This window comes from Azospirillum sp. B2RO_4 (genome assembly GCF_051124815.1).
In the GTDB taxonomy this organism is placed as follows: domain Bacteria; phylum Pseudomonadota; class Alphaproteobacteria; order Azospirillales; family Azospirillaceae; genus Azospirillum.
The window spans coordinates 40,276-64,734 of record NZ_CP118488.1 but is presented as its reverse complement, the minus strand read 5'-3'; the positions used below and the strand labels follow the sequence as shown (position 1 = coordinate 64,734).

16 protein-coding genes are annotated in these 24,459 nt (G+C 67.9%); 11 read left to right on the top strand and 5 right to left on the bottom strand.

Translation table 11 applies throughout. The annotated features are described in order from the left end of the window. Positions 1-5: 5 nt before the first annotated feature. Complete coding sequence (gene argE, locus PWS46_RS21165; protein WP_434623328.1) at positions 6-1,130, bottom strand: acetylornithine deacetylase; 1,125 nt, start codon at positions 1,128-1,130, stop codon at positions 6-8. A gap of 304 nt (positions 1,131-1,434) precedes the next feature. Between argE and PWS46_RS21160 the strand changes: the two genes are divergently transcribed. Together PWS46_RS21160 and PWS46_RS21155 are read left to right on the top strand one after the other, a co-directional pair. Next, positions 1,435-2,358 (top strand): GNAT family N-acetyltransferase, encoded by a 924-nt coding sequence (locus PWS46_RS21160; protein ID WP_434623327.1) that lies wholly within the window; start codon positions 1,435-1,437, stop codon positions 2,356-2,358. A 35-nt stretch (positions 2,359-2,393) separates the two neighbouring features. Beyond that, positions 2,394-3,383: a DMT family transporter gene (locus tag PWS46_RS21155; RefSeq protein WP_434623326.1), complete on the top strand. Its 990-nt coding sequence runs from the start codon at positions 2,394-2,396 to the stop codon at positions 3,381-3,383. Positions 3,384-3,405: 22 nt separating this feature from the next. Here the strand turns inward: PWS46_RS21155 and PWS46_RS21150 are convergent, their stop codons facing one another. Further along, entirely contained in the window at positions 3,406-4,551 is a 1,146-nt protein-coding gene (locus PWS46_RS21150; protein WP_434623325.1) for an NAD(P)/FAD-dependent oxidoreductase, read from the bottom strand. A gap of 241 nt (positions 4,552-4,792) precedes the next feature. On the opposite strand from PWS46_RS21150, the gene PWS46_RS21145 reads away from it, so the two are divergent. The 7 genes from PWS46_RS21145 (at position 4,793) to PWS46_RS21115 (ending at position 14,850) form a co-directional block, all read left to right on the top strand. Next, on the top strand, positions 4,793-6,841 hold the full coding sequence (locus PWS46_RS21145) for a hydantoinase/oxoprolinase family protein (protein WP_434623324.1): 2,049 nt from the start codon (positions 4,793-4,795) through the stop codon (positions 6,839-6,841). Next, a complete protein-coding gene (locus PWS46_RS21140; RefSeq protein ID WP_434623323.1) occupies positions 6,841-8,835 on the top strand; it encodes a hydantoinase B/oxoprolinase family protein in 1,995 nt (664 codons plus the stop codon). The genes PWS46_RS21145 and PWS46_RS21140 overlap by 1 nt, the downstream gene beginning before the upstream one ends. Then, positions 8,832-9,140: a (2Fe-2S)-binding protein gene (locus PWS46_RS21135; RefSeq protein WP_434623322.1), complete on the top strand. Its 309-nt coding sequence runs from the start codon at positions 8,832-8,834 to the stop codon at positions 9,138-9,140. Before PWS46_RS21140 ends, PWS46_RS21135 begins: the two co-directional genes overlap by 4 nt. Continuing rightward, a complete protein-coding gene (locus PWS46_RS21130) occupies positions 9,137-10,498 on the top strand; it encodes an FAD-dependent oxidoreductase (RefSeq protein WP_434623321.1) in 1,362 nt (453 codons plus the stop codon). Before PWS46_RS21135 ends, PWS46_RS21130 begins: the two co-directional genes overlap by 4 nt. 123 nt (positions 10,499-10,621) lie before the next feature. Beyond that, the gene (locus PWS46_RS21125; protein WP_434623320.1) at positions 10,622-10,882 is read left to right on the top strand and encodes a helix-turn-helix domain-containing protein; all 261 of its coding nucleotides are present in this window, start codon (positions 10,622-10,624) and stop codon (positions 10,880-10,882) included. A gap of 82 nt (positions 10,883-10,964) precedes the next feature. Next, on the top strand, positions 10,965-12,746 hold the full coding sequence (locus tag PWS46_RS21120) for a SulP family inorganic anion transporter (protein WP_434623319.1): 1,782 nt from the start codon (positions 10,965-10,967) through the stop codon (positions 12,744-12,746). Between the two features lie 73 nt (positions 12,747-12,819). Beyond that, positions 12,820-14,850, top strand: coding sequence for an AsmA family protein (locus tag PWS46_RS21115; RefSeq protein WP_434623318.1), 2,031 nt, complete (start codon positions 12,820-12,822; stop codon positions 14,848-14,850). Between the two features lie 27 nt (positions 14,851-14,877). Here the strand turns inward: PWS46_RS21115 and PWS46_RS21110 are convergent, their stop codons facing one another. Next, positions 14,878-15,216, bottom strand: coding sequence for a hypothetical protein (locus PWS46_RS21110; protein ID WP_434623317.1), 339 nt, complete (start codon positions 15,214-15,216; stop codon positions 14,878-14,880). A 196-nt stretch (positions 15,217-15,412) separates the two neighbouring features. Between PWS46_RS21110 and PWS46_RS21105 the strand changes: the two genes are divergently transcribed. Beyond that, the gene (locus PWS46_RS21105; RefSeq protein WP_434623316.1) at positions 15,413-16,090 is read left to right on the top strand and encodes a dienelactone hydrolase family protein; all 678 of its coding nucleotides are present in this window, start codon (positions 15,413-15,415) and stop codon (positions 16,088-16,090) included. Here PWS46_RS21105 and PWS46_RS21100 read toward each other — a convergent pair. Both PWS46_RS21100 and msrP read right to left on the bottom strand, forming a co-directional pair. Continuing rightward, the gene (locus tag PWS46_RS21100; protein WP_434623315.1) at positions 16,002-16,724 is read right to left on the bottom strand and encodes a sulfite oxidase heme-binding subunit YedZ; all 723 of its coding nucleotides are present in this window, start codon (positions 16,722-16,724) and stop codon (positions 16,002-16,004) included. The two genes, PWS46_RS21105 and PWS46_RS21100, sit on opposite strands and share 89 nt — an antisense overlap. A 2-nt stretch (positions 16,725-16,726) precedes the next feature. Further along, the gene (gene msrP, locus PWS46_RS21095) at positions 16,727-17,674 is read right to left on the bottom strand and encodes a protein-methionine-sulfoxide reductase catalytic subunit MsrP (RefSeq protein ID WP_434623314.1); all 948 of its coding nucleotides are present in this window, start codon (positions 17,672-17,674) and stop codon (positions 16,727-16,729) included. Positions 17,675-18,487: 813 nt separating this feature from the next. Between msrP and PWS46_RS21090 the strand changes: the two genes are divergently transcribed. Then, a complete protein-coding gene (locus PWS46_RS21090) occupies positions 18,488-24,394 on the top strand; it encodes a HAMP domain-containing protein (RefSeq protein WP_434623313.1) in 5,907 nt (1,968 codons plus the stop codon). Positions 24,395-24,459: the final 65 nt, after the last annotated feature.

Here is a 24,459-nt window from a genome sequence, read left to right as displayed (position 1 = left end):
GACTGTCAGAGGCGGCAGCGCCGGCCCAGCGCCTCGATCATCGACTGGCAGGCGGTCAGTTCCTCGACGAGGATATGTTCGTTGGGGCGGTGCGCCCGCGCGATGTCGCCGGGGCCGCAGATGATCGCGTCGATCCCGGCGGTCTGGTACAGCCCGGCCTCCGTGCCATAGCTGACGGCGGCCAGCGGTTCCTGTCCGGTCAATTCCTCCAGCAGGCGGGCCAGCGGCGAGCGGGCGGCCAGGAACAGGGCGGGATAGGCGCCGGTCTGCGTCCAGTCGACGGCGAAGCCGCGCTCCTCCAACCGCTCCGCCGCCTCGCGCACCGGCTCCAGCAGGGTGACGGGGTCGATGCCGGCGATGGCGCGGGCCTCGAACTCGGCGGTGCAGGCATCGGGGATGATGTTCACCGCAAGCCCGCCCTGGATGGTGCCGACCTGCAGCGAGGAATAGGGCGGCTCGAACACCGAATCCAGCGGCCCTTGGGTCAGCCGGTCGGCCTGGGCGACGGCGGCGGTCAGCGCGTCGGTCATGGCGTGGATGGCGTTCAGCCCCTGATCGGGGCGGGAGGAATGGCCGGAGCGCCCGCGCACCGTCAGCCGCGCCGCCGCCTTGCCCTTGTGGGCGCGGACGGCGCGCAGGCCGCTCGGCTCTCCGACGATGACGCCAAGCGGCGGCGCGCACAGGTCGGGCAGATGCGGCAGAAGATGCGGCACGCCCCGGCAGCCGGCCTCCTCGTCATAGGTGAAGGCCAGATGGATCGGCCGCGCCAGCGGCGCGGCGGTCAGGGCCGGCAATGCCGCCAGCGCCGCCGCGATGAAGCCCTTCATGTCGGACGTGCCGCGCCCATGGAGCCGGTCGCCGTCTGCGCGCAGGCGGAACGGATCGCTGGTCCATTCGGGTTCGGTGGCGGGAACCACGTCCATGTGGCCGGACAGGACATAGCCTGGAACCATCGCCGGACCGATGGTGGCGAACAGGTTGTACCGGTCGCCCTCCGGCCCCGGCAGAACCCGGACGCGCACCCCGGCCCCTTCCAGAATGCCGCGAATCCCGTCGACGATGGCGCCGTTGGGGGTTCCGACCACGGAGGGAACGGCGATCAGGTCCTTGAGGATGTCGATCACGGTCATGGCGGCCTCACCTTGTCCCATGCTGCGCGCCATCGGCGCGGGGAGTCTTTTTGGCGTCGCTGTGGTGTGCGGAAAGGGGTGGCGGCCTTGGCGGCTGCGACAGTCACGATCTTAGCGGGTGGGCGCTCCATTCCATGCTGAATGCATGGGCGATTTGGAGGATTGTTGTGCCGGGCCGGTGGTTTGCGGTGAATTGTGCGGCGGGTGCGCCGGTAGTCTCAGGCGGCGGTGGGTGGCTCAGGCATATCGGTTGACCCAAAGGCGCACCGCCTGACGCGATGGAAACTCCGGGAAGGAGGCAGCTTTGAGCGAACGTGGGCTTTCGGAAGGATCCGCTGACGGTGCGTTACCGCCCTCCCTGACTGTCGACGCCTTCGACCTGCGGATGGCCGACGTTGCCGACATCGACCTGGAGCGCCTGCAGGCGCTGTCGATCTCGGTCGGCTGGCCGCACCGGGCGGAGGATTGGCAGTTCGCGCGCGAGGTCGGCCACGGCTTCGTCGCTCTCGATGAGATCGACCGCGTCCTGGCGTCGGCAATGTGGTTTCCCCATGGCGACGACTTCGCGACCATCGGCATGGTCATGACCTCGCCCCGGCTGCAATCGCAAGGAGTCGGCGAGTGGCTGATGAGGCGGGTGCTGTCGGCGTCGGCGGGACGGACCTACCGGCTCAGCGCCACCCGTGCCGCGCTGGCGCTGTACCGCTCGCTCGGCTTCATCGGGCATCGCACCGTGTTCCAGTGCCAGGGCGAGGCGCGGCGCGGCGACCGGTCCGCCCCCGCGGAACCGGTGCGGCGGCTGGGGGTGGCGGATCTTGCGGCGGTGACGGCGCTGGACGAACGCGCCTTCGGAACCTCGCGCGCCGGGCTGATCGCGCGGCTGTTCGAGCAATCCGTCGGCTATGGGCTGGAGCGCGACGGCGCGCTGGTCGCCTTCGCCCTTTGCCGCCCCTTCGGCCGAGGCCATGTCGTCGGCCCTGTGGTCGCCGGGTTGGACCAGGATGCCGTCGCCGTCGTCCAGCCGCATGTCGACGAGCATGACGGCCGCTTCCTGCGGCTGGACACCCATCTGGACGAAGGAATCTTCCCGCTGTTCGTCGCGCGGTCGGGTTTGAAGATTCACGACACGGTGCTGACCATGTCGCTGGGGGCGCCGCTGACCGATCCGTCGACAAGGGCGCCCGACCGTCCCGTTACCTACGCGCTCGCCACCCAGGCCCTGGGCTGAGCCGCCACCGGCTTCACAAAAAGGATGCGCCGATCATGCCGGGACAGACGCCGGAACCCTCCGCCGGCCCTCAGCCCCTGTCTTCGTCCGAACCATTGTCCGAACCATCCCCTGAACCATCCCCGTCCGCTATCCGCGGCGGCGTGCTGCTGCGGCTGGTGTCGGCCGGGCTGTTCGTTGTGATGTCGCTGTTCGTCAGGCTGGCCACCGTCGAGGCGCCGATCGGACAGATCGTCTTTTACCGCAGCGCCTTCGCCCTGCCGCCGATCATCGCCTATCTGATGTGGCGCCGGCAATTCCCCTCCGCTCTGAAGACGCGGCAGCCGGTGGGGCACCTGAAGCGCAACCTGTATGGCGGCGCGGCGATGGTGCTCTCCTTCATCTCGCTGGCCTATCTGCCGCTGGCGCTGGCGACTGCGCTGGGCTTCCTGGCGCCGCTGTTCGCGGTTCCGGCCGCCATGCTGTTCCTGCGGGAGCGACCGGGTCCCGTCGCCATCGGTGCGGCGCTGACCGGCTTTGCCGGGGTGGTCCTGATGCTCGCCCCCGCCTTCGAAGGGCCGGCGCTGGATCACAACACCATCATCGGGGTGACGGCCGGGCTGGCCATGGCCGTCGCGACCGCCGCCGGCCGGGTGGAGATCAAGACGCTGACCGCGACCGAGGCGCCGGGGACCATCGCCTTCTACTTCGCCCTGCTCTGCGCGCTTGGCGGTCTGGCGAGCCTGCCGTTCGGCTGGAGCACCCCGACGGCCCATTCGCTGGCCTATCTGGTCGGCGCGGGTATCACCGGCGGTCTGGCGCACATCACGATGACCGAAGCGATGGCCCGCGCGCCGGTCTCGACCCAGGCGCCGTTCGACTACACCGCCATGTTGTGGGCGCTGATCCTCGACGCTGCCATCTTCGGCTTGCTGCCGTCCCCGGCCAGTCTGGCCGGCGCCTTCGTCATCGCCGCCTCGGCGCTGGTGATCCCCTTGGCCGGCCGCTTCACCACCCGCTCCGCAGCCCTGCGGCCCGCGCGCTGAAGCGCGGGCCGGGGCGTCCCGGTCAGGACCGCCCCGCTTCCAGGCCGGGCGGCTGGCCGGCGGTCTGGAAGCGGTCTATGCGGAAATCCTGCAGCGGCGTGTCGGTGCGCCCGGTGGCGATGATCTCCGCCATCACGTCGCCGACGCCGGGGCCGAGCTGGAAGCCGTGGCCGCTGAAGCCGAAGGCGTGGAACAATCCCGGCGTCGTCGCCGACGGCCCCATCACCGGCAGCTTGTCGGCGACATAGCCCTCGCAGCCCGACCATGTGCGGATCACCGTGACGTCGGCGATGGCCGGCAGCAGCCGGATCAGGCCCCGCAACTGTCCGGGCAGACGCGCCGGATCGGCCTTGGCATGGCCTGGGTCGAGCGGCACAGGCACACGTTCGGCCGCGCCGCCGAAGACGATGTTGCCGCGCTCCACCTGACGGAGATAGCCGTCCCCGCCCGCCCGCGACCACATGCCGACCACCGGCAGAATCCTGTGCGGCAAGGGTTCGGTGACGCCCATCTGCGGCCCATAGGCCGACATCGGCACAGGCTCCCTGAAGCCGGCGGCGACGCGGGCCCCCCATGCGCCGGCCGCGTTCAGCAGGCAGTCGGCGGTGAAGCGGCCCCGCTGCGTCACCGCTTCGAATCCCGAACCCGTCGCCGATACCACCACCGGTCCACACTCTTCCACGATCTCCGCCCCCAGTCGGCGGGCGGCGTCGGCGAAAGCGGGGGCGATCAGGCGCGGATTGCCGCTGCCGTCCTGCGGCGAGAAGGAGGCGGCGATGGCACCCGGCCCGAGCCCCGGAAAACGCCGGCGGATCTCCGGCGGCGTCAGTTCCTCAAGCTCCAATCCCCAGGGCCGTGCGTCGGCGATGTATCGGCGCATGTCGGCGAGACCATCCTCGTCGAACACCAGCCGCAGATGGCCGGTGGCGCGGAACTCCACGTCGCGGCCAAGCAGCCGCTCCGCCTCGCCCCACAGCGCCCGTGAGCGGTGGGCGAGCGGCAGTTGCGGCAGATAGCGCCCGCTGCGGCGGATGTTGCCGAAGGATGCGACGGTGGCGCCCGTGCCGACGCGGTTGCGTTCCAGCAGCGTGACGCGCAGGCCGCGCCGGGCCAGGAAAAAGGCGGCGGCCGATCCCATCAACCCGCCGCCCAGCACGATAACCCTCATCGACCTCTCCCCCCATGCGGGCGGACGCGGCTCCGCCCCATCGCTCAGGCTGCCCATGACCGTTGGGCGGGTCAAAGACGGGTTGAGCATGATCCCATAAGGCCGGGCTATGGGAGGAGCGGTGCATAAGCCCAACTTATGCGTTGGCGTTCAATGGGTCTTAGACCGCCCTCGCCCCGCCATGTCAGCTTTCTGCCCAGCACAGGCTGATTTGCGGAATGGAGCGAAGATGGACGGGGGCATGGGTGAGGCCGATTGGAAGGTCGGCGTCGATATCGGCGGCACCTTCATCGATTTCTGCGCGCTGGATACCCGGTCGGGCCGGGTGGCATCGCTGAAGGTGCTGACGACGCCGGACGACCCCGGTGCGGAGTTGATGACCGGCCTGACCCTGCTGGCCGAGCGCGAGGGGATGGACCCCGGCGCCGTCACCCGCTTCGTGCACGGCACGACGGTGGGCATGAACACGGTCATCCAGCGCAAGGGCGCGCCGCTGGCCCTGCTGACCAATGCGGGGTTCGAGGATGTGATCGAACTCGCCCGGCTGCGCATGCCCGACACCTACTCCCTGTTCTGCTCGCGTCCCGACCAGCTGGTGGCGCGCGACATGATCTTCGGTATTCCCGCCCGCCTGCGGTCGGATGGTACGGAGCGGCAGGCTCCCGACAGGACGGCGGTCGCCGACGCGGTGGCGGCGCTCAAGGCCAAAGGCGCGATGGGCGTCGTCATCGCCTTCCTCCATTCCTGGCGCGACGGCGGCCACGAGAATGCGGTGAAGGAGGAGATCGCCCGGCTGGCCCCCGACCTGTTCGTCTTCACCTCCGCCGAGGTCTGGCCGGTGATCCGCGAGTATGAGCGGACGACGACCGCGATCCTGAACGCCTATGTCCATCCCCGGATTTCCGGCTACCTGTCGGCGCTGGAGGAACGTCTGGCCGGACGCGGGGTGCCCGCCCGCCCGCTGCTGACCAAGTCCAACGGCGGGGTGATGAACGCGGCGGAGGGCAAGCGCGCCTGCGTCCACATGCTGCTGTCCGGCGCCGCGTCAGGCGTCAACGGCGCGGCGTGGCTGGCCCGGCAGGCGGGGGAGCCGCGCATCCTGACGCTCGACATCGGCGGGACCTCGGCCGATTTCGCGCTCATCATCGACGGTCAGGCCCAGTTCGGCACCGGCGAGATGATCGGCGAGTTTCCGCTGCACATCCCGTCGGTGTCGGTCAGTTCCATCGGCATCGGCGGCGGGTCGATCGCCAGCGTCGACGGACAGGGCGTGCTGCGCGTCGGCCCTGAATCCGCCGGTTCGACTCCGGGTCCGGCCTGCTACGGCCGCGGCGGCGAATGGGCGACGGTGACCGACGCCATGGTGGTGTGCGGATGGCTCGGCCACAGCCAGATGGCCTATGGGCAGCTGCGGATGGACGTCGATCTTGCCCGCGCTGCCGTCCTTCGGTTGGCCGACCAGTTGGGCCGTTCGGTGGAGGCCACTGCGCAGGCCATCCTCGATGTCGCCGTGTCGGAAATGTTCGCGGAGGTCGAGAAGATGGCCGCCCGCGCCGGTGTCGATGTGCGGGACTTCGCGCTGATGCCCTTCGGCGGCGGCGGGCCGATGCTGGGGGTGTTCCTGGCGCGCGAGCTGGGGATGCCGCGCGTCGTCGCTCCGCGCTGGCCGGGCGTGGTGTCGGCGCTAGGCGGGCTGGTCGCCGACCTGCGCGGCGATTTCGTTCGCACCCTGTTCGCCGAATTGAATGCTGGGCTGATGCCGACGCTGCGCGACGCCTTCGCCGCGATGGGGGCGGAAGGGCGCGACTGGCTCGCGGCCCAGGGCCATTCCGGCGCGACCGAGCTGATGATCGTCGCCGACATGCGCTATGCCGGCCAGAGCTACGAGATCGAGACGCCGCTGGACCCCTCCTGGCTGGACGGTGACGATCCCGGCGCCATCGCCGCCGCTTTCCACGCGGCGCACGCGCGTCTTTACGACTTCGACGATCCCGACGGGTGCATCGAGATCGTCAACCTGCGCCTGTCGGCCATCGGCAACGGCCCGGCGCTGCATTTTCCCACGGCGCAGGACGAGCCGTGCGCCGCATCGGCGGAGCGGACGGTTCCGGTCTTCACCGGTGGCGCCGTGACCCCGGTCGGGCTGTATCGCCGCGCAGATTTGCCGGCCGGCGCGCGCTTCCAGGGGCCGGCCATCGTCGCCCAGGAGGACACCACCTTTGCCATCCCGGCCGGGACCGACGCCCGCGTCGACGCGCACCTCAACCTTCACCTGACCTTTGCGGAGTGATGCCTGTGTTCGATCGGATGAAGCTTCAGGTTCTGGCGAACCACGCGCGCTCGGCCGCCGAGAACATGGCCCACACGCTGCAGCGCACCGCCCATTCCGCCTTCGTCAAGGAGACGGAGGATTTCACCGTCATGCTGCTGAACCGCCGGGGCGAGACCTTCGGCGTGCCAATGGAGTTGGGGGCGACCTGGTATCCGGGCCTGACCTACGGCCGCGCCATCGACATGATCGAGGATTACCGGCCCGGCGACGTCGCGTTCACCAACGATCCCTATTCCGGCTTCGTCGCGACCCACGCCCCCGACACCCATCTGTGGAAGCCGGTCTTCCACGAGGGCGAGATCATCGCCTGGACCGGCGGGCACATCCACAACACCGACATGGGCGGCGCGGTGCCGGCCTCGCTGTCGCGGGCGCTGACCGAAATCCATCAGGAAGGCATCCGCTTCCCACCGATGAAGCTGGTCCGCGAGGGAGTGTTCGACGAGCAGATCCTGCGGATCATGACCACCAACGTCCGCAAGCCCGACCTGAACATCGGCGACATCAAGGCCCTGGTCGGCGCACTCAACACCGGCGAGCGCAAAATCCTCGCCATGGTGGAGAAGTTCGGCAAGGCCGCCTTCCTCGACGGCGTCGACGCGCTGTTGGACCATGCCGAGGCGCAGGCACGCGACATCCTGCGCGCCATGCCCGATGGGGAATGGGTATTCGCCGACTATGCCGACGAGGATTCGGTCGAGGCCAACCCCTGCCGCCTGAAGCTGACCCTGAGGATACGGGGCGACGAAGCGATCCTGGACTTCACCGGGTCGGACCCGCAGCTCGCTTCGTCCCTCAACGTGCCGTCGGGCGGCGATCCCCGCCACACCATCCTGCTGGTCGGCGTCTATTACGTCCTCTACACCCTCAACCCGAAGATCCTGCTCAACACCGGCCTGACCCGGCCTTTCACCTGCATCGCTCCGGAAGGGACGGTCCTCAATCCGACCTTCCCGGCGGCGGTGGGGATGCGGTCGTTGACCTGCGCGCGGCTGCGCTCCGTGATCTTCGGCGCCTTCTCACAGGCGGTGCCGGAGCGGCTTCCGGCGGCACCGGCCGGCAACAACTGCATCGTCAACGTGATGACCACCGACGAGCGGACGGGCAACCGCATCATCGCGGCGGTGAACCCGGTGGTCGGCGGCGGCGGCGGCATGCCGCATCGCGACGGCACCAACGGGTCGGGGGCCGACGCGGCTTATCTGAAGAACACGCCGATCGAGATCACCGAAATGGAAACCCCGGTGGAGTTCGTCCGCTACGGGCTGGCGACCGACAGCGGCGGGGCCGGGCGCTGGCGCGGCGGGCTGGCCACCCACATGGCCTTCCGGGTCTTCTCCCCCGACACCCGGATCACCGCGCGCAACCGCGACCGTGGATTTTTCCGCCCCTGGGGCGTGCTGGGCGGCCGGCCGGCCGGGCTGTCGGACATGGTGGTCAATCCCGGCACGCCGGGTGAACGGCGGCTTGGCAACATCGATACTACGGTGCTGCAGCCGGGCGATGTGCTGGACATTCGCTCGGCCGGCGGCGGCGGGCGGGGAGACCCGTTCACGCGCGAGGCATGGCGGGTGGCCCGCGACGTGGCGCGCGGCTACGTCTCCGTCGAGGCGGCGGAGCGGGAGTATGGCGTCGTCATCCGCGACGGCGTGCTCGACACCGAGGCCACCGACCGACTGCGTGCCGGCCGGCCGGCACCCACGGGGCATTTCCATTTCGGGCCGGAGCGCGAGGGCTACGAGCGGCAATGGACGCCGGTCGCCTATGATTTCCTGACGCGGACCCTGGACGGCCTGCCGATCCATTGGCGCTTCTTCGCCAAGACGGAAATCTTCAGCCGCATGGCCGGACGTTCCGGGGCCGAGGGGGTGGAGGCCGCGCTGGAGGAAGTCTACGCCCGCTTCCCTGAAATGCCTCGCTCCAAGGCCATGGTCCGGGAGACGGCGGAATGATCGAGGCTAGTGGCGGCAGGCTGGTCAGGTTGGCCGAGACGGGGCGGGAGCCGATCCGTTTCCTGCTGGATGGCGTGGAGCGGACGGCGCTGGCGGGCGATACGGTGCTGACCGCGATCCTCACCAATGTGCCGGCTCTGCGGCAGGCGGAATTCGGCCCGGAGCGGCGCGCCGGCTTCTGCCTGATGGGGGCCTGTCAGGATTGCTGGATCTGGCAGGAACAGGGGCCGCGCCTCCGCGCCTGCTCCACTCCGGTGGCCGAGGGCATGCGGCTGCTGACCCGGACGCGGAGGGATTGGCCATGACCGAACTGCAAGTCGTGATCGTCGGTGCCGGCCCCGCCGGGATCCGTGCAGCCGAGACGCTGGCGGTCGCCGGACTGCGCCCGACGGTGATCGACGAGGGGGCGCGGGCCGGCGGGCAGATCTACCGCCGACCGCCCGACGGCTTCATCCGCCCGCCCACGGCGCTCTATGGCTCGCAGGCCGGCAAGGCGGTGGCGCTGCACACCGCCTTCGACGGGCTGGTGGCGACCGGCCATATCGTCCATCTGCCGCGCCGTTCGGTCGTCGCGCTGGCTGACGGAACGCTGCACACGGTCGGCGATAGCGGAAGCCGCCGCATCCGCTACGACCGGCTGATCCTGGCGACCGGCGCGACCGACCGTCTCGCCCCGCTGCCCGGCTGGCAGGCGCCCGGCGTCTACAGCCTGGGCGCGATGCAGATCGCGCTGAAGGCGCAGGGTGTGGCGATGGGGCGGCGGATCGTGCTCGCCGGATCGGGGCCGTTGCTGACCCTGCTGGCGACCCAGCTGCTGAAGGCGAGGGCGGAGATCGCGGCAGTCCTCGACACCGCCGGCATGCGTGGTCAGATCGCCGCCTTCGCCGACCTTGCCGTCCGCCCGTCCTTCGCCCTGCAAGGGCTGGCGATGCGGGCGCGGCTGCGGCGGCTCTATCATGCCGGGGTCGTGCTGGAGGGGATCGAGGCGACCGACACCGGGGTGACGGCGGTCCACTGGAGGGATGCCGGCGGGCAGACGCGGCGGACGGCGTGCGACGCGGTCGGGCTGGGCTGGCATCTGAAGGCGGAAACCCAGTTGGCCGATCTCGCCGGCTGCCGGTTCGACTACGACACGACATGGTCACAGTGGCTGCCCTCTGCCGACCGGATGGGCCGTGCCGGGGACGGCGTCTATCTGGCCGGCGACGGTCTGCGCCTGTTGGGGGCTGACGGGGCGGAGGTTGCCGGGCGTCTCGCCGCTGCGGCCTGTCTGTCCGATCTGGGGCTGGCGGCGCCGGACGCCACTGCCGACCTCAAGCGGCTCGACCGTCTGGAGCGCTTCGCGCGCGGCATCGCCCGCGCCTTTCCCTGGCCGGCGGATCAGGTGCGCGCCCTGCCCGACGATGCCGTCCTCTGCCGTTGCGAAGGGATCACCGCGGGCTCGGTGCGCGAAACGGCCGCCTATGGCGGGGCGGAGGCCAACCGGGTGAAGTCGCTGGGCCGGGCCGGCATGGGGCGGTGCCAGGGCCGCTACTGCCAGCTTGCGGCGGCCGACCTGATCGCCGTCTCCGGCGGGCTTGCGCATGCCGGAGAGGTGGGGCGCCTGCGCGCTCAGGCACCGGTCCGCCCGACGCCGATCCGCGCCTTGCTGGAGGAGGAATGAGCTGCGGCGGAGACCTCTTCGGCCGGTCGCCGCCGCTACAATCCCGAACATCCCTATTGATATCTGAAACATCATTATGCATACTATGAACATAGTTACTGATGTATCAGCGTGGTATACAGGATGATCACGGCTTCGCAGATGCGCGCCGCCCGGGCGCTCCTGGGGATCGACCAGAAGACACTCGCCGAACTGGCCGGACTGTCCGTTCCGACCATTCAGCGCATGGAGGCGAGCGACGGAAACGTGCGCGGTGTGGTCGACAGCCTGACCAGGGTGGTCGATGCCCTTACCCAGGCCGGGATCGAACTGATCGGTGAGAATGCGCAAAGCATCGCCGGCGGCCGAGGCGTCCGGTTGAGGACCCCGACGGAAAAATCCTGACGCCACACCCGATCGAACCTGCGACGGCGACCGCCGACCTGATGCCGACGATCCCGCCGCCTCATTGAAGGCCGCCGGACAGATGACAGCCCGAACCGAATCGATTTCCCAGCGCCCAATCTCCAAACCTCGCCAGCCCAGTTTTGCCGAACTGTTCACCCCGAAGCTCGTCACCATCCTGCGCGAGGGGTACGGATTATCGAATTTCCGTGCCGATGCCATCGCCGGGCTGACGGTCGCCATCGTCGCACTTCCGCTGTCCATGGCGATCGCCATCGCGTCCGGCGCATCGCCGGCCCAGGGTCTCTACACCGCGATCTTCGGCGGCTTTCTGGTGTCCGCTCTCGGCGGCAGCCGGTTCCAGATCGGCGGCCCCGCCGGTGCCTTCATCGTGCTGGTCGCCGCCACGGTCCAGGCGCACGGCATGGACGGGCTGATCCTCGCCACCATGCTGTCCGGCCTGATGCTGGCGGCCATCGGCTTTCTGCAGTTGGGCACCTACATCAAGTTCATGCCCTATCCGGTGACGGTCGGCTTCACCGCCGGCATCGCCGTCATCATCTTCGCCAGCCAGATCAAGGATCTGCTGGGCCTGAGCCTGGGCGTGCCGGAGCCGGGGCCGCTGCTCGACAAGCTGCCGGTGCTGTGGACGAGCCTGCCGACAGCGAAGCCGGCGGCGGTCGCGCTGGCACTGGCGACGATCGGGATCATCACCGGGCTGAAAATCCTGCGGCCACACTGGCCGGGCATGCTGATCGCGGTCGCCGGAAGTGCCGTCGTAACCGCCGGCCTCGGCCTGGAGGTCGCGACCATCGGCACCGATTTCGGTGGTATCCCGCCGGGCCTGCCGATGCCGAGTCTGCCGGCCATCACCCTGGACAAGATCCAGGCGGTTCTGCCGAGCGCCGTGTCGTTCGCGCTGCTCGGCTCCATCGAATCGCTGCTGTCGGCGGTGGTCGCCGACGGCATGACCGGGCGCCGTCACCGCTCCAACTGCGAACTGGTCGGGCAGGGCGCCGCCAACGTCGCCTCTGCCCTGTTCGGCGGATTCTGCGTCACCGGCACCATCGCCCGCACGGCGACCAATGTCCGCGCCGGTGCCCACGGGCCGGTTTCCGGAATGCTGCACTCGGCATTCCTGCTGGTCTTCGTGCTGGTCGCGGCGCCGCTGGCCAGCTTCATTCCGCTCGCCAGCCTTGCCGGCGTATTGGCGGTGGTGTCCTGGAACATGGTCGAGAAGCCGGCCTTCGCGCTGCTGCTGCGGTCCTCGCGCGGGGATGCCGCGGTGCTGCTGTCGACGTTCCTTCTCACCATCTTCCGCGGTCTGACGGAGGCCATCGTCATCGGCTTCGCGCTCGGTTCGGTGCTGTTCATCCATCGCATGTCGAAGGTGACCGCGATCGAGAGCCACACCCCCTTCGTCGCCGAGGACCGGCCCGACGGTGCCGATGGCGCCCGCAAACCCTACGATGAGGCCGCCGCCGATCCCGATGTGGTCATCTATCGGATCTCCGGCGTCTTCTTCTTCGGCGCGGCGGCCTCCATCGGCTCTGTGCTCGACCGCATCGCCGACACGCACCGGGTGCTGATCGTCGATTTCAGCGCCGTGCCGTTTCTCGATTCCACCGCCGCCAACACCATCGAAAGTCTCGCGCACAAGGCGGCGCGGCGCGGCGTGAAGGTGATCCTGACCGGGACCAGTCACGCGCTGCGGCAGGACCTGTTCAGCCATGGGCTCAAGCCGCCGCTCGTCGCCTATGAACGGACGATCGAGGTCGGCCTGCGCAAGCTGCGGCGGAGCGATGGGCGTATGACCGCCGGGGCGGACTCTTCCGCCGAGACGTGGCGGGGCAACGAGGGGTAGGATCGCCTGTTGTCCGGCACGGGAGGCGGGCGCCACGCCAAGCGGTGCCCGCTCCGCGGCAAAGGAGGGCGTCATGAGAAAGCTGCTGATCGCACTGGCCGTCATCGTCGGTATGGTCGTCGTCGCGGTGGCCGCTCTGCCCTTCGTCCTGACCGGCGATTTCATTGCCCAGCGCATCGCCGCGGCGGTGAAGGAGCATACCGGCCGCGATCTCGACCTCCGGATCGCTTCGGTATCGCTGTTCCCGCGGCTGAAGGCGGCGATCGCATCGGCGGCCTTGTCCGACGTGCCCGGCAGCGGACGCCCGCCGATGGTGGAGATTGGCAGCGCCAATCTGGAAATGCCGCTGTGGCCCCTTCTGCACGGCACCGTCGAACTGGAGCGACTGCATGTCGACGGCCTGCGGGCCAATCTGGTGGTGGATGCCGGGGGACGCGCCAATTGGGACTTGAAAGGCCAAGGCACAGGCCAGGGCAGCCAGCCTGCCGGCTCGGGCGGCGGGAGGACCCAAGAGCTTCCCGACCTGCGGTTCGGCGACGTGCGTATCGGCGATGTGGCGGCCAGCTACACCGACCAGCGTTCCGGCCAGTCCATTGCATTGTCCGACGGGTCGCTGGTGGTGGAGATGCCCGATCTCGACACGCCGGCTCATATCGAAGGCCATGCCGCGGTCAATGGCCGGGCACTTACCCTGACGGCCCAGGTCGACTCTCCGCGTGCCCTGGCCGCGGGCAAGCCGACGGCAGCGCGCGGGCGACTTTCATCCGACCTGTTCGAAATCAAGCTGGATGCGAAGCCGGAGGCCGACGGTCGTACCGGCGGGCCGCTGACGGCGTCGGTGCCGGACATTCCCGCCCTGGCCGGTTGGCTCGGGGTGCCGAACGCCGGGACGCTGCCGGTGCGAACGGTCCACCTCACCGGGAAGGCCGGTCTCGGTGGGCCGCAGGCGTCGCTGGACGATTTCCGTCTGGCGCTCGGCGACGTCAAGGCCAGCGGTGCGGTGAGCGCCGACTGGTCCGGCAAGGTGCCGGCCGTGACGCTGCGGGCGTCGGTCGATCCAGTCGATCTCGACCGTTTCCTTCCCGCGCCTGCCCCCGCCCAGGTTACGCCATCTCAGGGTCCAAAGCCCGGTTCCGCGGACGCCGGATGGAGCGACGAGCCGATCGACGTCTCGCCCTTGCGGCGTCTGAACCTGGACGCGGTCGTCGACAGCAAGGGGACCAGAATCCGGGGAATCGACATCGGACCCACCCGGACCAGCGTCAACCTGCGGGACGGCGTTCTGGCGGTCGATGTGCCGGACGTTCCCGCCTTCGGCGGCCACAGCAGCAGCGGGCTGAAGCTGGATGCCACGAAGCAGCCGGCGAGCTACGCGCTGACGATGACCGCCAACGGCCTGCAGGCCGAGCAGGTACTGGCGACCTTCGCCGGCACCAACGTGATCCGAGGCAGCACCGCGCTGGACATCGACGTGACCTCGGCCGGCGGCAGCCAAAGGGCGCTGGTGTCCGCCCTGATGGGGACGACCCACATCCTGTTCCGCGACGGTGCGCTGCGGGGCATCAACATCGCGGCCATCCTCCGCGATCCGGTCGCCGCCGCCACCGGGCGGATGCAGGATGCGGCACGGGAAACCGACTTCGCCGAGTTCGGGGGCAACTTTCGCCTGGATCACGGCGTGGCCCGTACCGGCGACCTGCGCATGCTGGCGCCGATCTTCCGTGTGGAGGGTCAGGGCACGGTGTCGCTGCCCGACCGCCGGCTGGACCTCCGCTTGGAGCCGACGGTGACGTCCAGCCTGAAGGGGCAGGGCGGGCAGTTCCAACAGGCGGGCGTGACGATCCCCGTCCTGGTGACGGGCAGCTTCGGCTCCCCCTCGATCCAACCCGATTTCAGCGGGGTCGCCCTGTCCGCCATCAAGGATCCGGCCAGGGCCGCCGAGGCGGTGCGGCGCTTGAAGGAAGGCGCGTCGCCGGCCGACATCCTCGGCGGCTTCCTTGGCTCAGGCAATTCCGGCACACCCGACAAACCGGCGGGAAACCTCCCCCTGCCGATCCCGGGCGGCCAGCTGCCGCCGGCCCTCAAGGACCTGTTCGGCCGATGAGGCGTGCCGGCCGGTGCCCGGATGCCGTCAGTCGAAGCTGAAGCCTTGGTCCTTCATGTAGATGTTCTTGACCTTGCACCAGTCGACACTGAACTTCTCCGATTCATAGCCGACCCAATCGACCTTGAAGGGCACGACGCAGTTGCCTTCGTCGCTGCCCCAATCCATCTCGGCGGATTCGCCGGGCTTCAGCTTGAAGTCGATCCAGTTCTTGCTCCACGCGCCATTTTCATAGGTGCGGAAGCCGTTGATGACGTAGTCGGACGATTTGTTGTGCAGGTTGAACTTGTAAGTATCGGCCGCCTGGGCGGAGACGGCGGTGCCGGTCAGGGCGGCGAGGATGGCGAGAAATGCGAAGCTGCGCACGGTTTCACCTCGTCAGGGGGTAAGCCGGCCATGGTGGCCGCAACCCACACTGTGACGAGGCAATAATCCGAACGGAAGAACGGATATGACCATCGCGGCGGTCGGCTGCCCTGTCGCCAGTTGCCGTGACGGTCCAGCGCCTTATGATCCTGGGCAATGACCGCCTGGACGGTCACGCAAGATGAGGGTTCGGGACATGAGTGACGCATCAGCCGCCGGCTGGATCGAGTTGACGGCGGCGGACGGCCACCGGATGCGCGCCTATCGGGCGCCGGCCAGGGGCGAGGAGATCGGGCGCCTGATCGTGGCGCCGGAGATCTTCGGCATCAACCACCACATCCGCAGCGTCTGCGACGGCTTTGCCCAGCAGGGCTTCACCACCGTGGCGCCGGACCTGTTCGACCGGGCCGAACGCGGGGTGGAACTGCCCTATGACGATGCCGGGATTCAGCGTGGCATCGCGCTGAAGAGCGCGATCGCGACCGCCGACGCCCTGCAGGACGTCGCCGCGGCGCTGGCCCATCTGGGCGGCGACGGGTCGGCCGCCATCGTCGGCTATTGCTGGGGCGGCAGCATCGCCTGGGCGGCGGCCTCGGCCCTGCCGGTGCGCGCGGCCATCGGCTATTACGGCGGGGAGATCGGCAAGACGCTGGACAGCGCCCCGCGCGTGCCGACCCTGCTGCATTTCGGCGAGCAGGACCACGCCATCCCGCTGTCGGTCGCCGAGGGGGTAAGCTCGCGCTATCCGTGGGTGCCGGTGCATGTCTACCCGGCCGGCCATGGCTTCAACTGCGACGAGCGGGGGAGCTTCCATCCCGAAAGTGCGGTTCTTGCGCTTCGCCGGACCGTCGGGCTGCTGCGGGCCGTGTTCTGACCGGACCCGTTCGGGCCTTCTGCCGTCCCAGCCGGATCGGCCAGCGGCGGAAGGCCAGCAGCCCGATACAGATCAGCGCATAGACCAGCGGCGCCGTCTGCCAGCCCTTCACCAGCATGATGAAGTGCAGGCAGCCGGCCAGCCCGGCGATGAACACGCCCTTGTGCAGGGCGCGCCAGTTCTTGCCGCCCAGCCGCTTGACCATGCCGTCGGTGGAGGTGGCGGCCAGCGCCGTCAGGATCAGGAAGGCGCCCATGCCGACCGTGATGTAGGGCCGCTTGACGATGTCCTTCCAGATCGCCGGCCAGTCGAAGAACTGGTCCAGCCCGATATAGGTGGACAGGTGGACGCAGGCATAGAAGAAGGCGAACAGCCCCAGCATCCGGCGGAACCGCGCCAGCCCGGCCACGCCCGTCAGCATGCGCAGTGGGGTCAGCGCCAGCGCGATCAGCAGGAAGCGCAGGGCCCAGAGCCCGCTGGCCTTGACGCTTTCCAGCACCGGCTCCGCCCCCAGTTCGCCGGTGTAGGCGAGCCAGACGGTCCAGACCAGCGGGACCAGGGCGGCGGTGAAGACGAGCGGCTTGGCCCAGCGGGACGCAAGCGCCGCGTTGGCGGTGGCGCGGAAATCGGGCATGGTCAGAAATTCGCCTTCAGGTCCATCCCGGTATAGAGCGACGCGACCTCTTCGCCATAGCCGTTGAAGGGCAGCGTCTTGCGGCGGGAGAATTCGCCGACCCGCCGTTCCGTCGCCTGGCTCCAGCGCGGGTGATCGACTGCAGGATTCACGTTTGAATAGAAGCCGTATTCGCTGGGCTGCGATTTGTTCCAGGCGGTCGGCGGCTGCTCCTTCACCAGCGTGATCTTGACGATCGACTTGATCGACTTGAAGCCGTACTTCCACGGCACCACCAGCCGGATCGGCGCGCCGTTCTGGTTGGGCAGCACCTCGCCATACATGCCGACGGCCAGAAGGGTCAGCGGGTGCATCGCCTCGTCCAGCCGCAGCCCCTCGGTATAGGGCCAGTTCAGCACCCAGGAGCGCAGGCCCGGCATCTGCTTCGGGTCGTTCAGGGTCTGGAAGGCGACGTATTTGGCGTTGCCGGTCGGCTCCACCCGCTTCAACAGCTCGGCCAGCGGGAAGCCGACCCAGGGGATCACCATCGACCAGCCTTCGACGCAGCGCAGGCGGTAGATGCGTTCCTCCATCGGGAATTTCAGCATGTCCTCGATGCGGATGGTCATCGGCTTGGCGACCTCGCCGCCGATGGCGATTTCCCACGGGCGCGTCTTCAGCGTGCCGGCATTCTCGGCCGGATCGCTCTTGCCGGTGCCGAACTCGTAGAAATTGTTGTAGGTGGTGGCCGACTTCATCGGCGTCGTCGGATCGAACTTCGGATCGGCCGGCTTGATCGTGGTCGGCGCCTCGAAGGCTGCGGCCAGTGCGTTGCCGCTCCACACCGGCAGGCTGCCCAATGCCATCGCGGCGGCGCCACCGGCCATCAGGCTGCGGCGCGACAGGAAAAGCTCCCGCGGCGTCACCTCGTCTTCGCGCGCCTGCGACGCGGTGGGGAATTTGAACAGCATCGACCCTCTCCCGAACGGACCATTCCTGCCACTAACCATAGGTCCGCAGTTGGCCGACGGCAAATCACGGGGTCAACACGATTGCGTGAGCGGCGATTTCAGCGCCGCCCCAGCGGAATCACCACCGCAGGACCGCCGAAGCCGCCGCCGCGCGCCGTGCGCCGCACCGGAAAGGGCAGCACGTCGGCCGGAGGGCGCGGCGGGCTGAGCATCGGCAATCCGGGCAATCCGGGCAATCCGGGCATTCCGGCGAAAGAATGGGCCAAGGCCACGCTCTGTTGGCAGGCGCGCATCCAAGAGAGCATGCAGCACATCGAAGCCTGCATGGTGAATGTCCAAAGAGTCATGGCCAAGCCCCGGGCTGTGAAAGAGGTCGGGTTGTCTTGCCCCGCGGGAGGCGGCCGTTGCCGGAATGACCCGCTTTGGCAGGATCCATAACGATGGCGGCAGGTGAATCGTTCCTGCACCCGCTTGGTGCGCAATGGTCATTCGGCTGAATGACTGAGCCGGTAAGCGCGTTGAAGCGCAAGAACGGCCCCTCTCCATCATAAGTCATAGGCGTAATCCTTCCGCACGAATCGGCAGCGCCTACGAAAGGCTAAATTGACCGGAATCGCCTTTACTTCATCGTGCGGGGCTGTAGGACTGCGCAGTCGCTCTTCGAATTGGAGCGGTGTACGCACAGTCCTGTTGCGGGTATTCGGCTTTCCGGTTGTATGGGCTTGCGTTTTCTTCGACCGCACAATCAGGCGGTCTTGGGGATGGGTGGAGCGCGGTCCATGGTGGGCTTAAGCGCGCGGATTGGGGAACGGCATGACGGCGATGGTCGAGACGGCGGACGCGTTGGATCCGAAGGTTCTGCTGATGGCCCTGCGGCAACTGCGCAAGGGCGATTTCTCGGTGCGGCTGCCGCTCGACCTGACGGGAATCGACGGTGAGATCGCCGCCGCCTTCAACGACGTGGTCGAGCTGAACCAGAACCTGACCACCGAGACCAGCCGGCTGAGCGTCGCCATCGGCAAGGAAGGCCGCATCAGCCAGCGCGCCAAGCTGAACAACGCGTCGGGCGGCTGGGAAACCTGCGTCGACAGCATCAACACGCTGGTCGGCGACATGATCCAGCCGACGACGGAAATCGCCCGCGTCATCGGCGCCGTCGCCAAGGGCGACCTGTCCAAGACCATGGCACTGGAGATCGAGGGCCGGCCGCTGCAGGGCGAATTTCTGCGCACCGCCCGCAACGTCAACACCATGGTGGAGCAGCTCGTCACCGTCACCACCGAACTGACGCGCGTGGCGCGCGAGGTGGGGATCGAAGGAAAGCTGGGCGGTCAGGCGCAGGTGAAGGGGGTTGCCGGAACCTGGAAGGATTTGACCGAGAACGTCAACGTGATGGCGGCCAACCTCACCGGTCAGGTCCGCAACATCGCGGAGGTGACCACGGCGGTGGCCAAGGGCGACCTGTCCAAGAAGATCACCGTCGACGTGAAGGGCGAAATTCTTGAGCTGAAATCCACCATCAACACCATGGTGGACCAGCTGAACAGCTTCGCCTCTGAAGTGACACGCGTGGCGCGCGAGGTGGGCTCCGAAGGAAAGCTCGGCGGTCAGGCGAAGGTCGAGGGTGTCGGCGGCACCTGGAAGGATCTGACCGACAATGTGAACATGATGGCGGAGAACCTGACCGGTCAGGTGCGCAACATCGCGGAGGTGACGACGGCGGTCGCCAAGGGCGATCTGTCGAAGAAGATCACCGTGGACGTGAAGGGCGAGATTCTGGAGCTGAAGTCCACCATCAACACCATGGTGGATCAGCTGAACAGTTTCGCCTCGGAAGTCACGCGCGTCGCCAGGGAAGTGGGTTCGGAAGGCAAGCTCGGCGGTCAGGCCCAGGTGAAGGGCGTCGGTGGCACCTGGAAGGACCTGACCGACAGCGTGAACATGATGGCGGCCAACCTGACCGGTCAGGTCCGCAACATCGCCGACGTGACGACCGCCGTCGCGACGGGCGACCTGTCGAAGAAGATCACCGTCGACGTGAAGGGCGAGATTCTTGAGCTGAAATCCACCATCAACACCATGGTGGACCAGTTGAACAGCTTCGCCTCGGAGGTGACGCGCGTGGCGCGCGAGGTGGGTTCGGAGGGCAAGCTGGGCGGTCAGGCGCGCGTGGAGGGCGTCGGCGGCACCTGGAAGGACCTGACCGACAGCGTGAACCTGATGGCCGCAAACCTGACGGGACAGGTGCGCAACATCGCCGACGTGACCACCGCCGTCGCCAACGGCGATCTGTCGAAGAAGATCACCGTGCCGGTGAAGGGCGAGATTCTGGAGCTGAAGAACACCATCAACACCATGGTGGACCAGCTGAACAGCTTCGCCTCGGAGGTGACACGCGTCGCCAGAGAAGTGGGCTCCGAAGGAAAGCTCGGCGGTCAGGCGCAGGTCCGGGGCGTCGGCGGCACTTGGAAGGACCTCACCGACAGCGTGAACGCGATGGCGACCAACCTCACGGGGCAGGTGCGCAACATCGCGGAGGTGACGACGGCCGTCGCCAACGGCGACCTGTCGAAGAAGATCACCGTCGACGTGAAGGGCGAGATTCTTGAGCTGAAATCCACCATCAACACCATGGTGGACCAGCTGAACAGCTTCGCTTCGGAAGTGACGCGCGTCGCCAGGGAAGTGGGTTCGGAAGGAAAGCTGGGCGGTCAGGCCCAGGTGAAGGGCGTTGCCGGCACCTGGAAGGATCTGACCGACAATGTGAATGCGATGGCGACCAACCTGACCGGTCAGGTGCGCAACATCGCCGAAGTCACCACCGCAGTCGCGAATGGCGACTTGTCGAAGAAGATCACCGTCGACGTGAAGGGCGAGATTCTGGAACTGAAATCCACCATCAACACCATGGTGGATCAGCTGAACAGCTTCGCCTCCGAAGTCGCCCGCGTGGCGCGCGAAGTCGGCATCGAGGGCAAGCTGGGCGGTCAGGCGCAGGTGAAGGGGGTTGCCGGCACCTGGAAGGATCTGACCGACAACGTGAACATGATGGCGGCCAACCTGACCGGTCAGGTCCGCAACATCGCGGAGGTGACGACGGCCGTCGCCAAGGGCGATTTGTCGAAGAAGATCACCGTCGACGTGAAGGGCGAGATCTTCGAGTTGAAATCCACCATCAACACCATGGTGGACCAGCTGAACAGCTTCGCCTCGGAAGTGACGCGCGTGGCGCGCGAGGTGGGCTCTGAGGGCAAGCTCGGCGGTCAGGCAAAGGTGGAGGGCGTCGGCGGCACCTGGAAGGACCTGACCGACAATGTGAACATGATGGCGGCCAACCTGACGGGGCAGGTGCGCGGCATCGCCAGCGTCGTCACCGCGGTCGCCGACGGCGACCTGAAGCGCAAGCTGGCAGTGGACGCCAAGGGTGAGATCGCGGCGCTGGCCAACACCATCAACGGCATGATCGACACGCTGGCGACCTTCGCCGATCAGGTCACCAACGTGGCGCGAGAGGTGGGCATCGAAGGCAAGCTGGGCGGTCAGGCCCGCGTGCCCGGCGCCGCCGGCCTGTGGAAGGATTTGACGGAGAACGTGAACCAGCTGGCCGCCAACCTGACCACCCAGGTGCGCGCCATCGCCGAGGTCGCCACCGCCGTGACCAAGGGCGACCTGACCCGCTCCATCACCGTGGAAGCGATGGGCGAGGTCGCGGCGCTGAAGGACAACATCAACGAGATGATCCGCAATCTTCGCGACACGACGCTGAAGAATGCGGAGCAGGATTGGCTGAAGACCAACCTCGCCAAATTCACCCGCATGCTGCAGGGCGAGCGCGATCTGGTCACCGTCTCCAACATGATCCTGTCGGAGATCGCGCCGCTGGTGAACGCCCAGCACGGCGTCTTCTACGTCGCCACCCGCGACCGCGACGAGCCGCTGCTGGAGCTGGTCGCCTCCTACGCGCTGAAGGAGCGCAAGAACCTGTCCAACCGCTTCCACCTGAAGGAAGGTCTGGTCGGGCAGTGCGCCTACGAGAAGAAGCGTATCCTGCTGACCAATGTGCCGCGCGACTATGTCTCCATCAGCTCCGGCCTGGGCGAGGCGCCGCCGCTGAACATCATCGTCCTGCCGGTGCTGTTCGAGGATGACGTGAAGGCGGTGATCGAGCTGGCGAGCTTCGGCCGTTTCAGCGAGACGCACCAGAGCTTCCTGGAGCAGCTGACCGAGAGCATCGGCATTGTTCTGAACACGATCGCCGCCAACATGCGCACCGAAGGCCTTCTGAAGCAGTCGCAGCGGCTGACCACCGAACTGCAGAGCCAGCAGGAGGAGTTGAAGACCACCAACGAGCGGCTGGAACAGCAGGCCGCATCGCTGCGCAAGTCGGAGGAGCTGCTGAAGGCCCAACAGGAAAAGCTGACCACTACCAACGAGGCGCTGGAGGAAAAGGCCGAACAGTTGGAGAAGCAGAACATCGAGGTCGAGCGCAAGAACCGCGAGGTGGTGTTCGCCAAGGCGGCGCTGGAGGAGAAGGCCGAACAGCTCGCGCTGACTTCCAAATACAAGTCGCAGTTCCTGGCGAACATGAGCCACGAGCTGCGCACGCCGCTGAACAGCCTGCTAATCCTGTCGAAGCTGCTGGCCGACAACCCCGACACCAACCTGTCCGACCGTCAGGTGGAGTTCGCCCGCACCATCCATTCTGCCGGGTCCGACCTGCTTGGACTGATCAACGACATCCTCGACCTGTCGAAGATTGAGTCCGGCACCGTGACGCTGGAGATCGGCGAGGTCGTTCTGGGCGACCTGCGCACCCATGTGGAGCGCACCTTCTCGCAACTGGCGCAGGAGAAGAAGCTGGACTTCACCATCGAGATGGACGAGACGCTGCCCGCCAGCGTCCAGACCGACGAGAAGCGGCTGGCCCAGGTGCTGAACAACCTTCTGTCCAATGCCTTCAAGTTCACCGAGAGCGGCGGCATCACCTTCCGCGTCGCCCCGGCGACCGAAGGCTGGAGCGCGGCGCATCCGACGCTGGACGCCGCATCGTCGGTGCTGGCCTTCACCGTCATCGACACCGGCATCGGCATCCCCGAGGAAAAGCAGCGCATCATCTTCGAGGCGTTCCAGCAGGCCGACGGAACCACCAGCCGCAAATATGGCGGCACCGGCCTGGGGCTGTCGATCAGCCGCGAGATCGCCCGGCTGCTGGGCGGTGAGATCCGCGTCTCCAGCACACCCGGCCAGGGCAGCGCCTTCACGCTGTTCGTCCCGCGCAGCTTCGACAGCATGGCGGATGCCGCCGCTCCGCTCGGCACGCCCGCCATCGCTGCGGCCAGCACCGTGCTCGGCACCTCCCCGGCGCCGGCCGGGCTGTTGCCCAAACGGACGGAGACGGCGACCTGGCCGGTGGTGGCGTCCGGTCCGCAGGAGGGGTTGGCGCTGCTGGACATGCCGCCGGGCGGCGACGACCGCGAAAAGCTGCGCCCCGGCGAGCCGGTGGTGCTGATCGTGGAGGATGACAACACCTTCGCCTCCATCCTGCTCGATCTGGCGCGGGAAAAGGGGTTCCGCACCATCCTGTCGAGCGGCGGCGCGGCGGCGCTGCCGCTGGCGCGCAAATACCGGCCGGACGCCGTCCTGCTCGACATCGGGCTGCCGGACATGGACGGCTGGGCGCTGCTCGACCTGCTGAAGCGCGATCCGCAGACCCGCCATATCCCGGTCCACGTCATCTCCGCCAAGGACGAGCGGCGGCGCGGTCTGTCGATGGGCGCCTTCGACTATTCGGAGAAGCCGGTGGAGCGCGAGGCGATCTTCGACGCCCTGAACCGGGTGAAGAGCTTCAAGGAGCGCGACCACCGCAAGCTGCTGGTGGTGGAGAAGGACAGCCCGCAGCCGGGCGCCGTCGCCGCCCTGATCGGCAACGGCGACGTGGAGACGCACACCGTCACCTCGATCGAGGCGGCGATGGCGGCGCTGAGCGCCGACCGCTTCGACTGCATGGTGCTGGATCTGTCGAGCCCGACCCTGTCCGGACCGGTCACCGTTGATTTCGAGCTGATCGAATGGCTGCGCACCCGCGACACGCTGGCCTGGATGCCGGTGGTGGTCTATGTCGCCGCCGACATCGCGCCGGAGGACGAGGCGCGGCTGCGCCGGCTGGCAGAGACGGTGGTGCTGAAGAGCGCCCGTTCGCCGGCCGGGCTGCTGGACGAGACCGCGCTGTTCCTGCACCGCGCCGTCGACCGGCTGCCCGACGAGAAGCGGCGCAGCATCCTCGATCTGCGCCAGCACGACCCGTCGCTGGCCGGCAAGCGGGTGCTGGTGATCGACGACGACATCCGCAACATCTTCTCGCTCGCCAGCGTCATGGAGGCCCACAAGATCGAGGTCCTGCATGCCGAAAGCGGGCGCGAGGGGATCGAGCGGCTGCGTGCCGATCCGGAGGTGGACGTGGTGCTGGTCGACATCATGATGCCGGAGATGGACGGCTATGAGACCATGCGCACCATCCGCGGCATCGACGAGTTCCGCGGCCTGCCGATGATCGCCGTCACCGCCAAGGCGATGAAGGGCGACCGCGACAAATGCATCGAAGCCGGCGCCACCGATTACATCGCCAAGCCGGTGGACATCGACCATCTGCTGTCGCTGCTGCGGATCTGGACCGCCAAGGGCAACCGGCCGCAGGCGCGCGGCGGCGGGGTGCAGCCATGACGCGGCGCAAGCTCCAGACGGCGCGGAGGGGGCGGCGCGTCCCCCTCGTGCCGCCTTCCGCTTCT